The organism is Pseudanabaena minima str. Chao 2107 (assembly GCF_051131155.1).
GTDB classification, from domain to species: domain Bacteria; phylum Cyanobacteriota; class Cyanobacteriia; order Pseudanabaenales; family Pseudanabaenaceae; genus Pseudanabaena; species Pseudanabaena minima.
Genome location: NZ_CP159508.1, coordinates 195,029 through 207,078, shown reverse-complemented (window position 1 = coordinate 207,078; position 12,050 = coordinate 195,029). Strand labels below are relative to the sequence as shown.

11 protein-coding genes and 1 pseudogene are annotated in these 12,050 nt (G+C 43.2%); 7 read left to right on the top strand and 5 right to left on the bottom strand.

Annotated features, from left to right (window positions below; all coding sequences use genetic code 11):
• The first annotated feature begins 19 nt into the window (after positions 1–19).
• From ABM313_RS00855 to ABM313_RS00825, 7 genes and pseudogenes are all read left to right on the top strand, one after another.
• Positions 20–250 (top strand): DUF433 domain-containing protein, encoded by a 231-nt coding sequence (locus ABM313_RS00855; protein ID WP_434685819.1) that lies wholly within the window; start codon positions 20–22, stop codon positions 248–250.
• Between the two features lie 366 nt (positions 251–616).
• Positions 617–739, top strand: a pseudogene (locus tag ABM313_RS00850) (D-alanyl-D-alanine dipeptidase); the annotation flags it as partial.
• A gap of 68 nt (positions 740–807) precedes the next feature.
• Positions 808–1,092 (top strand): YggT family protein, encoded by a 285-nt coding sequence (locus ABM313_RS00845; protein WP_103667749.1) that lies wholly within the window; start codon positions 808–810, stop codon positions 1,090–1,092.
• A 100-nt stretch (positions 1,093–1,192) separates the two neighbouring features.
• The gene (purB, locus tag ABM313_RS00840; RefSeq protein ID WP_434685818.1) at positions 1,193–2,488 is read left to right on the top strand and encodes an adenylosuccinate lyase; all 1,296 of its coding nucleotides are present in this window, start codon (positions 1,193–1,195) and stop codon (positions 2,486–2,488) included.
• 191 nt (positions 2,489–2,679) lie between these two features.
• Positions 2,680–3,672: a porphobilinogen synthase gene (hemB, locus tag ABM313_RS00835; RefSeq protein ID WP_434685817.1), complete on the top strand. Its 993-nt coding sequence runs from the start codon at positions 2,680–2,682 to the stop codon at positions 3,670–3,672.
• A 17-nt stretch (positions 3,673–3,689) separates the two neighbouring features.
• Positions 3,690–4,409 carry a pentapeptide repeat-containing protein gene (locus ABM313_RS00830; RefSeq protein ID WP_190577606.1) on the top strand — a complete coding sequence of 240 codons (720 nt, stop codon included), beginning with the start codon at positions 3,690–3,692 and terminating at the stop codon, positions 4,407–4,409.
• 64 nt (positions 4,410–4,473) lie between these two features.
• Positions 4,474–5,571, top strand: a complete 1,098-nt coding sequence (locus tag ABM313_RS00825) for a tetratricopeptide repeat protein (protein WP_434685816.1) — start codon at positions 4,474–4,476, stop codon at positions 5,569–5,571.
• A 310-nt stretch (positions 5,572–5,881) separates the two neighbouring features.
• On the opposite strand, the gene acs is transcribed toward ABM313_RS00825, so the two are convergent.
• The 5 genes from acs to ABM313_RS00800 all read right to left on the bottom strand — a co-directional run bounded on the left by acs (position 5,882) and on the right by ABM313_RS00800 (position 11,985).
• Positions 5,882–7,852: an acetate--CoA ligase gene (gene acs, locus ABM313_RS00820; RefSeq protein ID WP_434685814.1), complete on the bottom strand. Its 1,971-nt coding sequence runs from the start codon at positions 7,850–7,852 to the stop codon at positions 5,882–5,884.
• Between the two features lie 226 nt (positions 7,853–8,078).
• Complete coding sequence (locus ABM313_RS00815) at positions 8,079–8,216, bottom strand: hypothetical protein (protein ID WP_190577603.1); 138 nt, start codon at positions 8,214–8,216, stop codon at positions 8,079–8,081.
• Between the two features lie 168 nt (positions 8,217–8,384).
• Positions 8,385–10,196 carry a DNA repair protein RecN gene (gene recN / locus ABM313_RS00810; RefSeq protein WP_434685813.1) on the bottom strand — a complete coding sequence of 604 codons (1,812 nt, stop codon included), beginning with the start codon at positions 10,194–10,196 and terminating at the stop codon, positions 8,385–8,387.
• A gap of 191 nt (positions 10,197–10,387) precedes the next feature.
• Complete coding sequence (locus ABM313_RS00805) at positions 10,388–11,170, bottom strand: endonuclease domain-containing protein (RefSeq protein ID WP_434685812.1); 783 nt, start codon at positions 11,168–11,170, stop codon at positions 10,388–10,390.
• Positions 11,171–11,235: 65 nt separating this feature from the next.
• Complete coding sequence (locus ABM313_RS00800; protein WP_434685811.1) at positions 11,236–11,985, bottom strand: Uma2 family endonuclease; 750 nt, start codon at positions 11,983–11,985, stop codon at positions 11,236–11,238.
• Positions 11,986–12,050 lie beyond the last annotated feature (65 nt).

Here is a 12,050-nt window from a genome sequence, read left to right as displayed (position 1 = left end):
AGAATACACAGCTTGAATTATGGACTGGCAAACTCGAATTACTGTTAATCCAAATGTTTTAGTTGGCAAGCCGATTATTAAGGGAACAAGACTTGCAGTTGAATTTATCATTGATCTTCTAGCACAAGGCTGGAGCATTGACGAAATTCTGCGAAATTATCCAGGTATAACTGTTGCAGATATCCAAGCTTGTCTCAGCTATGCCAGTGCTGCTCTCAAATCCGAAAAAGTCTATGCTATTTCTGCTTAATTTATGAGGTTCCTTGCTAATGAAAATTTCCCCTTTGATGCTGTTGAAGAATTACGTCAAAAGTGTTATCGAAGAAGACAAGATTAGAATGAGAACTTTTGGAAAATAAAGCGATCGCCCTTTACCTAATTGTTTTGTAAATTCTGTTGATAGTTTAGAAATGGAATTTCATTGCGATCGCGAATTATTAATTGATGTTACGTGGAAGGAATTCCTGTAATGGCATAGGTTTGGGGCTGGCACGGGGGCACAGCCCCTACGAGAATCTTTAAATTTTGGAGTAGGGGCAAGCCCCCTGTGGTTGCCCTACTTCGCTACCAGCAAGAGATTCATCATGTGCGTTCCACGTAACATCAGTTATTAAATGAAGTGATGAACCATAGTGGATTGGTAAGACATCCTAATGAGTGGTGGCGTTTTTCCTATGGCGATCAACTTTGGGCATGGATTAGTAATGAGGGGACTGCAATTTATGGAGGCATGATCTAGTTCAAACGCAAGTAAAACTGTTAGGATCGATCACATAAGTACTTTGAAATTAGAAACTGGTTACTGTTGTGGACGCGATCGCCATTAGCTCTTTAGCGCTCAATATTGTGTTGGGACTATTCATCCTCATGTATATCTTTCGCATCGTGATGACATGGTATCCCCAGATTCCCCTCAAGCAATTTCCCTATAGCCTGATTACTTTCCCCACTGAGCCTTTACTATTCGTGCTGCGGAAATTAATCCCACCCATCGGCGGCATTGATATTTCGCCTGTGATCGGGGTGGGTATTTTTAGCCTTTTGCGCGAAATGTTGCTGGGTCAGCAAGGTATTTTGACAATGATGCAATAGAAAGGCAGCGCTTCGCGCCGCTTTTCTATTTTTGGGTTTTAGCTATGGCTAGAAAAACTTGCTATAATTAAAAATTGTGATTATTTCAAGAGCGTAAGTTTTGATAGAACGCTATACGTTACCCGAAATGGGTCGGTTATGGACGGATCGCCATAAATACCAAACTTGGTTGCAAGTTGAGATCGCCGTTTGCGAGGCACAGGCAGAACTAGGATATATTCCTGCCGATGCTGTCAAAGAAATTAAGGCGAAAGCAAACTTTGATGCCGATCGCGTCAATGAAATTGAGTTAACGGTCAAGCACGACATGATCGCGTTTTTGACCAACGTAAATGAATATGTAGGTGATGCAGGGCGCTACATCCACCTCGGCTTGACTAGTTCCGATGTGCTAGATACGGCTCTAGCAGTGCAATTAGTCGATAGCTTAGAAATCATCCAAGCCCAGTTAGAAGAAGCCATCCAAGCCATTCGCTACCAAGCCCAACAACATCGCTACACGATTATGTCGGGTCGGACGCATGGTATCCATGCGGAGCCAATTACCTTTGGATTTAAGCTCGCTGGCTGGTTAGCAGAAATGTTGCGCCATCGCGATCGCCTCTTGAACTTAAATAAAACGATTGCTGTCGGCAAAATTTCGGGTGCTGTTGGTACTTATGCCAATGTTGACCCGCGTATTGAAGCGATCGCTTGTCAAAAGTTGGGACTACAGCCTGACTGTGCATCGACGCAGGTAATTTCTCGCGATCGCCATGCCGAGTTTTCGCAAGTATTAGCCCTGATCGGCGCATCAATCGAACGCTTTGCCGTCGAAATTCGTAACCTTCAGCGCACTGATGTCCTCGAAGTTGAAGAACATTTCACCAAAGGACAAAAAGGCTCGTCAGCCATGCCTCACAAACGCAATCCGATCCGTTCCGAGCGTTTAACGGGTATGGCGCGGTTGTTGCGTGGCTATGCGACCACGGCTCTAGAAAACGTTGCCCTATGGCATGAACGCGATATTTCCCACAGTGCGGCGGAACGGGTATTACTCCCTGATAGCTGCATTCTCACTCACTTCATGCTTCGAGAAATCACTGACTTGACCAAAAATCTATTGGTGCATACCCACAACATGGAGCGCAATCTCTATTGTTATGGTGGTGTGGTCTTCAGTCAGCAGGTGCTGCTCGGACTTGTCACTAAGGGCTTGAGTCGTGAAGATAGCTATGCGATCGTTCAGAACGCCGCCCACCTTGCATGGAATAAAACTGACGGTGATTTCCGTAAGTTGATCAGCGAAGATGAAACCGTCAAGAAAACTTTCTCTGAAGAAGAGTTAGCTGCTTGTTTTGATCCTAATAAACATCTTAAAAATCTTGACCAAATCTATCAACGTTTGGGTATTTAAAAGAAAGGCAGCGCGAAGCGCTGCCTTTCTTTTTAGTAAACGTTTGAGTGTTTATAAAGAAAAGTGGCGCATCGCGCCACTTTTCTTTTTGGAATTAGTGTTAGTGATTCTGGTATAATACATATCTAAAAAATAAATGTTTTACTAAATGTTTTTAACGCAAATTCATTAAGAAAAGTCAAGAAACATCAATGCAACTCACACATCGTCCTCGCCGTCTCCGCCGTAATCCTTCTGTCCGTAGCCTAGTTAGAGAAAATCATCTATCAACAGATGACTTCATCTATCCCATGTTCGTGATGGAAGGAGAGAATAATCGTGTTGAAATCCCCTCAATGCCCGAAGCCTATCGATTTACTCTCGATCTATTGGTAAAAGAAGTAGAAGAGATTTATGCACTAGGAATTAAGGCGATCGCCCTTTTCCCTGCTGTACCTGAAGAGAAAAAAGATCTTACAGGAAGTGAAAGTTTCAATCCTGAAGGACTAGCACAGCGTGCAGTTAGAGAAATTAAGGCAGTAGTTCCCGATATTATTATTTTTACCGATGTTGCCCTCGATCCTTTCACCACACATGGACATGATGGCATCATTGATGATAGCGGCGTAATTCTCAATGATGAGACAGTCGAAGTTCTTGTCAAAATGTCTATTTCCCAAGCTGCTGCTGGAACTGATTTTGTATCGCCATCTGACATGATGGATGGTCGGATTGGAGCGATTCGACAAGGGCTAGATGAAGCTGGATTTGAGAATGTGGGGATTCTCGCCTATTCAGCAAAATATGCATCTGCTTACTATGGTCCTTTCCGTGATGCTCTAGGTTCTGCACCTAAGTCTGGTGATAAAAAAACCTATCAAATGGATCCAGCCAATTCCCGTGAAGCTATTAAGGAAGTCTATCTCGATATTGCTGAAGGTGCAGATATTGTGATGGTCAAACCTGCTCTCGCTTATTTGGATATCATCGCCAAGGTCAAAGATGCAACCAATGTACCTGTAGCTGCCTACAACGTCAGTGGTGAGTATGCAATGGTTAAAGCAGCCGCGCAACTCGGCTGGATTGATGAGAAGAAGGTAATGTTTGAAACTCTGTTAAGCATGAAGCGTGCTGGTGCAGATATTATCTTGTCCTACCATGCCAAGTCAGTCGCGCAGTTGCTTGCTTCGGGTTATCGTCCCTAATCATCTGTCAATCAATCATGAATGCAAAAGAACTTCTCGAAAGTTACGCTTTGGGCGATCGCGACTTTAGTAAGCGATCGCTCATCGGATTGATTTTGACTGGAGCGAATTTGACTGGAGCAAATTTTATTGAATCAGATCTTGAGGAAATAACTCTTGATATTGCCAATTTAGAAGATGTGGAACTAAATCTGGCAAATTTAGTAAGAGCAAATTTGAGTGGTTCAATTCTGATTCAAGCAAATCTCAATGGCACTATTCTCGAACAAGCATCATTAATTGGTGCAAATCTTTCCGAAGCATTTTTAATTGAAGCCGATCTTAGTGATGCAGTCTTAGTAGAGACTAATTTTAGTAATGCGTTTTTGACTAGCGCCAACCTCACGCGATCGCGTCTATGTCGGGCAAATCTATCAAACGCCTTTTTAACAGGAGCTTACCTAAATGGGGCAGACTTGCGCGGGGCAAATCTCACCGAAGCTGACCTCACAAGGGCAAATTTAACGGGTGCAAATCTCGCTGGAGCCGATCTTAGCCGCGCTAATTTGACTAATGCCAAGCTAAATTGGGCAAATCTGGCTAATGCCAAATTAATTGGAGCAGATTTGACAGGAACCTATCTATCGACCCTTAAGAGTATTGAAGGCACAGATTTTACGGACGCACGTAATGCACCTAACTCAGTCGAGCTTGTTAATATGCTTGTTAATATGGAAGAGGTAAACTCAGAAGAATAAAATTTTTATAGTCAAGCGTTATTTGCATAACTATGAAAATTAATTAACGTAAATCAGAAAGCTTATGCCTTTGTTTCGTTCACTCACCAAACTGACAAATCTTGCTCTAGTAACAGCGATCGCAGGAGCGATCACGATGCCAATTGCTGAAAGTGTCTCTGCCCAAACCCAAAAAGATGCGACAGAATGGATTAGGCAGGGGCGGCAACTGTGGCAAAATAATAACATTGCAGGGGCGATCGCTGCTTATCAGCAGGCGGCAAATCTAGAGCCGAAAAACTCGCGCATTTTAACTAGCCTTGGCTTTTTACTAACCCAACAGAATAATTATTCTGGGGCGATCGCGGCTCTAGACAAAGCTACCAAACTAGATGCCAATAATGCTAAAGCCTTTAATGCATTAGGTTTTGTCTATGTCCGCATTAAAGACTATCCCAGCGCATTAACCGCCTATCGTCGTGTAATTGCCTTGGATCGCAAAAATATTGATGCTTACAACAGTGTTGGCTTTTTGTTGACGGAACAAAAACAATATGCCGAAGCTGCCAAAATTTATCGTCAGGCGATCGCGGTTGCTCCTAGAAATGCCAAGATTTATCTGAATTTGGGCTACGTTCTAAAACTCTCAGGAGATCGTACAGGAGCTTTTGCCGCCTATAACCAAGCTGATAAAATTGCGCCTTTTGACGCTGATGTATTGGTGGCGCTTGGTGGTTTATTTGCTGAGCAAAATCAATATGAAGAGGCGATCGCTAAGTTCAAACGAGCTTTAGAAGTCGATCCTCGACACCCTCAAGCCAATCTTGCCATGTCTAAGGTCTTTCAAAGTGAAGGCAATTATGCTGAAGCGATCACCTCTCTCCGTCGCGCCGCAGGAGCAAGAAATATCCCTGTTAATAATTTGATCGAGTTACAACGGGCGATCGCGGAGATCTATATTCAGCAAGGTTCTCTATCGGGGGCGATCGTGGCTTATCGCCAAATCCTTGAAGCTGAGCCAGAGGATGCACCAACTTATCTAGCCTTAGGCAAGTTATTAGCAACTCAACAACGGGCGATCGAAGCCCGCAAGATGTTAGAAAGTGCTGAAAGATTCTTTAATCAACAAGGTAACATTGATGGGTTAAATCAAGCCCGCAAAGCTCTAGCAGAACTTAAATAACTGACGTTACGTGGAAGGAATTCTTGTCATAGCATAGGTCTGGGGCTGGCACGGGGGCACAGCCCCTACGGAAAATGAATTTTTTCGGATAGGGGCAATCCCCCCGTGGTCGCCCTGTCACGCTAGCAGCAAAAGATTAATCATCTGCGTTCCACGCAACATCAGTTATACCAATTCACGAAAGTATGACAACACTTTTGTGAATTAAAAACCAAACCCAGTAAGGGTTTTAAAAACACAAAATGGCTACGCCATTTTGTGTTTTGGTATTAAACAACAAAAAAGTCTGTGCGATGCACAGACTTTTTTGTTAAGAACCTTCGCGTAACTTATCCAAAATTGAACGATCTTCTAATGTAGAAGTATCGCTGGTGATTTCTTGACCAGAGGCTAGCGATCGCAATAAACGCCGCATAATTTTCCCCGATCGCGTTTTAGGCAAAGCCTCGGCGAAGCGAATCTCATTCGGACGAGCGATCGCCCCAATTTCACCGACAACGTGTTTTTTGAGTTCCTTGGCGAGTTCTTCACTAGGTTGGCGATCGCCTTCCAGAATCACAAACGCAAAGATATCCTCACCCTTTAACTCATCAGGCTTACCAACTACAGCAGCTTCGGCAACCGCAGGATGGGAGACTAATGCCGATTCGATTTCCATAGTTCCTAAACGGTGACCAGCAACGTTAATTACATCATCGACACGACCCATCACCCAATAATAGCCATCTTCATCCTTACGAGCGCCATCACCCGCAAAATAGACATAGTTGCCGTCTTTGGGGGGAATATGCTCCCAATAGCTCTTACGGAAACGCTCTGGGTCACCGTAAACCGTTCGCATCATTCCTGGCCAAGGATGGCGCACGATCAGATAGCCACCTTCATTGTCATGGGCAGGATTGCCCTCAAGATCGACAATATCAGGAATAATTCCTGGGAATGGAAGTGTTGCCGAACCTGGTTTTGTGGGAACGGCTCCAGGAAGTGCTGTAATCATGATTCCACCCGTTTCTGTTTGCCACCATGTATCCACAATCGGACATCGACTACCGCCAATCACGCGGTGATACCACATCCAAGCTTCAGGATTAATCGGCTCACCGACGGTTCCCAATAAGCGCAGTGAGGTAAGATCGCGGGTATTAGGATGATGTTCACCCATTTTGATAAAGGAGCGAATGGCTGTGGGTGCGGTATAGAAGACACTAACCTGATACTTCTCAATTACATCCCAAAAACAGCCAAGATTAGAAGGGCGAGGTGCTCCTTCATACATCAATGTGGTTGCACCATTTGATAAGGGTCCATACACAATATAGCTATGTCCTGTAATCCAGCCCACATCAGCTGTACACCAATACACATCAGTATCTTTGAGATCAAAAATCCATTTGGTGGTCATGTGGCTATAAAGATTGTAGCCAGCCGTAGTATGCACAACTCCTTTTGGTTTGCCAGTGCTGCCAGAAGTGTAGAGAACGAATAGCATATCTTCACTATCCATTGGCTCTGCTTCACATTTAGCAGAAACACCCTGCTGTAAGTCATGCCACCAATGATCGCGCCCTGCGGTCATATGCGTATTCTGACCTGTCCGTTTCACAACCAAGACATCGGTAACGGAAGGTGCGGCTCCATTGGCGATCGCCTTATCTACTTGCTCTTTTAATGGCACGATCGCATCTTTGCGCCAACCACCATCAGCGGTGATAACAAGTTTTGCTTCAGCATCGACAAGGCGATCGCGCAAAGCTTCGGCGCTAAATCCACCAAATACGACACCATGTACCGCGCCGATTCTGGCACAGGCAAGCATGGCGATCGCTGCTTCAGGAATCATTGGCATATAAATACCAACGCGATCGCCTTTTTGAACTCCTAATTGTTTGAGGGCATTGGCAAACTGACAAACTTCGCGATGCAATTGGCTATAGGTCAATGTGCGAGAGTCGCCATTTTCACCTTCCCAAATTAGAGCCGCTTTGTTTTTGCGCCAAGTGGTCAAGTGGCGATCGAGACAGTTATAGGAAATATTAATTTTACCGCCGTCAAACCATTTCACCGATGGCGGTTGCCAGTCGAGAACGGTGTGCCATTTCTCAAACCAATGGAGTTCTTGATCGGCTAGCTCAGCCCAAAATGTAGCAGGATCGGCTTTAGCGCGATCGTAAATTTGGTGATATTCCGCAAGACTTTTGATATGGGCTGCCTGAGAGAACTCTGCTGATGGTTCAAACAAGCGTTTTTCTTGTAAAACTGATTCAATCGTTGGTTGTGACATAAATTAATGTTATGGGGAGTGATAATGCGCGGCGCAAAGTGCCACACATCATTACTCTTTTAAGAATACTGTTGATAGTTATGCCCTTAGTGTAAATTATCGAGAATCTATAATTTAGAAATAGTAAAATTCCGCAATGATTAGCAATATCTGAGTCTATTACGGGGTTATTCCTAGATATAGTCACGCTTCAAGATTTTCTGATAGATAGAAATATCATCAACAATTAATAGCCACTATCAGCAACACAGATACCCTGACATTTAATGCCATTAGTAGCTGTACGCAAACAGTGATTACAGAGAATGGGTTCTTGCTTAGTTTCAGTACAAGGTTGTTTATCAGTTTGAGGTTGAGTTGTCATAGCTTTAAAATTAGTTATAAAGAGCATCGTTATCCGCAGCAGCCTTGCATTCAAGTACGGGCTAAAAGCTTAAACCCTTTGAAACGAGTTGCTTAAGGTTAATCTTTAGTCTGCTTCAGCAGACTTGAGCTTTTAGCCCGCACTTGAGTGCAGGGCTACCTTAATATTTTAACTACTAGCTTTGATCGTAGCAGCCTGCTCTAGCAAAGACTCAGCAAAAGCGATCGCCTGAGACACCGTACTACTAACACTCTCCTTATCAATATTTTTTCCTTTTTCCTTTTTCCTTTTTCCTTCTTTCCCCTCCTCAACATTCATTCCTGAAGCAATCTGAGCTAACTCCTGTTTCCGTTCTTCCAATTCCAAGAGACGAATTTGTACTTGAGTCCGATCGCCGATTACTTGCTTACTAACATGGAAATGTCGATCAGCGATCGCGGCAATTAATGGCTGGTGAGTCACACAAAGAACTTGAGAACTACGGCTCAGTTGCCAGAGTTGCGTTGCGATCGCTTGGGCAACACGACCTGATACGCCAGCATCAATTTCATCAAATACCATTGTGCCAACCTTCGCATGATTAAATTCATCAGGTGCTGGTTGAGAATCTTGGGTTTTCTGCTTTACAAAACAGGTTTTCAGCGCTAATAAAAATCGACTCATTTCTCCTCCTGAAGCAGTTTCCGCAAGAGGTTGTAAAGGCTCACCAAGATTAGGGCTGAACTCAAAGACTATGCGATCGCCGCCTAATGCATTGGGTTCACTCGGATAAATTCCGACCTGAAAACGAACTTTTTCCATCGCCAGCATTTTCAAAGCATCGATTTGCACTTGTTCGAGAGCGATCGCCGTTTGCCGACGTAATTCCGTCAGCTTTTTACAAGCCTTCAGCAAAGCCTGTAAATCAGCCGCAGCTTTGCGTTCCAAATCTTCAATGGAAATGCTTTGATCGGTAAGTTCAGCAAGTTCAAGTTGAAGCTTTTCGGTATAGGCGATCGCTTCGGGAAGCGTGCCATATTTACGACAGATTTGCTTGATTTTATTAATTCGTTGTTCAATCGCTTCCAATTGTTCGGGGTCAGATTCAAGACGATTGGCATAATTGTTGATCTGTCTACCTGCTTCTTCGACTTGAGCAAGGGCACTAGAAACTAGTTCAAGAATGCCCTCAGCTTCGCGATCAAGGGTGACCATTTCCGTAAGAATTGACTCCGCTTGCCCTAATAAATCCGCACAAGCATTCCCACTATCATTCTGATAAAGCGCTTCGTACACGGCATAGCCTTGCTTTTGTAATTCCACACTATGGGCTAACCGATTGCGATCGCTTTCGAGATTATCTAATTCATCGGGATCATCTAAATTCGCCGATTCTAATTCCTTAAGCTGATAGCGCAACATGTCCAAATGCTGTAAACGATTGCGTTCATTCTGCTGACGATCAAAGAGAGCTTTGCGCGATCGCTCCTTTGCTTCAAATAGTTTTGCGACTTTTTGCCTTTGCAATGACAAAGCCTGATTAAAAACTTGATCGCCAAAGCTATCTAGCCATTCTCGTTGTTGAGCAGCTTGACTCAGTAAAATCGTCTGACCTTGAGCCGTAATCTCAACAAGGCGATCGCGCAATTCTTGAATCTGTTGCTTGTTTACAACCACACCATTAATGCGGGTTCGATTACTCTTCGCCGTAATTTCACGGCTACAAATCAGCGTTTCGGCATCGAGAGCATCAATTTCTTGAATCTCTAGCCACTGGGCGATCGCCTGATTCGTTGAAAAAGTCGCTTCGATATTGGCGCGATCTGCTCCAGTTCGTAGCATTCTCGCTGATACTTTGCCTCCAAGAGCAGCATCTAGAGCGTCGAGGACAATTGATTTACCCGCTCCTGTTTCGCCTGTGAGAATATTTAGCCCTGCATATAGCTCAAGCTCTAAGCGATCGATCAGGGCAAAATTTTCAATTTTGAGACTTAGGAGCATAATTCTGGTCTTCGTTATCCACAGGTATATCGTCAGAATCTGGTAATTCGTCGCTGGTGGGTAGATATTGACGATCTATTTGTAGCATCAGCTAATCCGAAATGTGTCTTGCTATCTGATTGTTATTATATCGTGATATCTAAGTTAGGATAGGCAATCATTATTCCGCCAATCCTAACCTAAGTATGCTCCTAAAATAGACTCAACTGTTCCGAACCATCTAAACCAATTTTGCGGGGCATTCTTTTTTTATCATCTTTTAATCCGCCTAGATTTTTGATATTTTCTAGAATTGTAGGAATGCAATATTCCGTCATTTCTTCTTTGACATGTTGAGAATTGAAACGGATAGTTCGCCAACCAACAGTCTCAAGATCGTTATCCCTAAGATTATCCTCCGCAATACGTTCTCTGACTGAGTGCCAAGTATCACCATCTGTCTCTGCATCTATTTTCCCATTTTCACAGTAAATTGCAAAGTCAAGGAGATAAGTTTTATTCTTAACTTTCTCTTCATGTTGGCGCTCAGCATCTATGGAATAACGCTTTAATTCAGCCCAAAGCTTATCTTCTAATGGACTTTCATCCCATAAATCGTTAATTTCGACTGCATTTATAAGCTTTTCCCAAGTTGTAGAAATGAACAATATACGTCTGAGCCTACGGCTATAGATTGGCTGCGGTAGTTTTTCCATAGACTGTATATCTATTTTGTAATAACGCTTCTGACTTTTTGGATTTTGTGATTCATCAGGGAAAAGCTCGTATCTGAAAACCTGACTAATAGACTTTATGGAAGCATAATAATTGATAGCAAAAGCCTCATCACCAAAAACCTTTGGTTGATAAAAGGCTAACCATTTCGGTTCCCACATATCGCGTTGTTTAAGGCGTTCTACTTGCTCGATAGGAATTCTATACCAGTGTTGCTCACGAGCAATTTTCATGTCAGATTTTGTTGGAATAATTGCCACAAGTACTTCGCCGCGCTTTGCCATTTTTTCTAAACTTATTCCTAAGTGTCAATAATAATTTGCTATCAATTCTCATCAATACCAAGCGATCGCAGCTTTTCCAATAAGAACTCAACCTGTTTCTGTGCAGCATCAGCCCGTTGTTTTTCAGATTTTGCTTTTTGGCTCTCTATATCAGCTCGATGCATCTCAATATCTGCTTTTTCTTCACCTGTAAGATAACGCTGTCCCTGTTCATCAAACCAGCTTAAAACTTCTCGCCTAAAGCGATCGCTTGGCAAAATACATCTTCCAATCCCTAAACCGATCTCTGGCATCCATAGAGGCTCACCAATCTGTAATTGGTAATCGCCATCTACTAATTTGTAAATCTCTAAAGGCAAATGTCCATCTCGCCGCCAGAATTGAGGATTGTAAATTCCATAATATTTGACACCTAATTTGCGATAAATATCGAATTTCTTTTCATATTCATCGCCATAGGTATGGGATACAACTTCTAAGGTCAAGATCGGTGCGATATCTTCTTCTTCCCACATCACATAGCTACTGCGCGATCCGCCATTTTTTCGACGTTCCACTCCCAAACTCAAAAATCCATCGGGAATCACAGGAACTCTCGGACTCACGCCAGTGGTGTGATAGATACCCATATCCACACCAAAGTACCAATCGTCACGATTTTTCCAAATATATTCCAATAAGAATAATAGTAAATTCGGTACAAAATTCTGGTCTTCGTTATCCACAGGTGTATCGTCAGAATCCGGTAATTCGTCGCTGGTGGGTAGATATTGACGATCTATTTGTAGCATCAGCTAATCCCAGAAGTATCCTAGCTATCTAGTTAGTATTATACCAATCAACGAAAGTGTGACAA

Excerpts from the sequence above, each read along its gene's own strand:
- ABM313_RS00830 (WP_190577606.1), top strand. The coding sequence starts at position 3,690 with ATGAATGCAAAAGAACTTCTCGAAAGTTACGCTTTGGGCGATCGCGAC.
- ABM313_RS00815 (WP_190577603.1), bottom strand. The coding sequence starts at position 8,216 with ATGACAACTCAACCTCAAACTGATAAACAACCTTGTACTGAAACTAAG.
- hemB (WP_434685817.1), top strand. The coding sequence starts at position 2,680 with ATGCAACTCACACATCGTCCTCGCCGTCTCCGCCGTAATCCTTCTGTC.
- ABM313_RS00855 (WP_434685819.1), top strand. The coding sequence starts at position 20 with ATGGACTGGCAAACTCGAATTACTGTTAATCCAAATGTTTTAGTTGGC.
- acs (WP_434685814.1), bottom strand. The coding sequence starts at position 7,852 with ATGTCACAACCAACGATTGAATCAGTTTTACAAGAAAAACGCTTGTTT.
- ABM313_RS00825 (WP_434685816.1), top strand. The coding sequence starts at position 4,474 with ATGCCTTTGTTTCGTTCACTCACCAAACTGACAAATCTTGCTCTAGTA.
- recN (WP_434685813.1), bottom strand. The coding sequence starts at position 10,196 with ATGCTCCTAAGTCTCAAAATTGAAAATTTTGCCCTGATCGATCGCTTA.
- ABM313_RS00800 (WP_434685811.1), bottom strand. The coding sequence starts at position 11,985 with ATGCTACAAATAGATCGTCAATATCTACCCACCAGCGACGAATTACCG.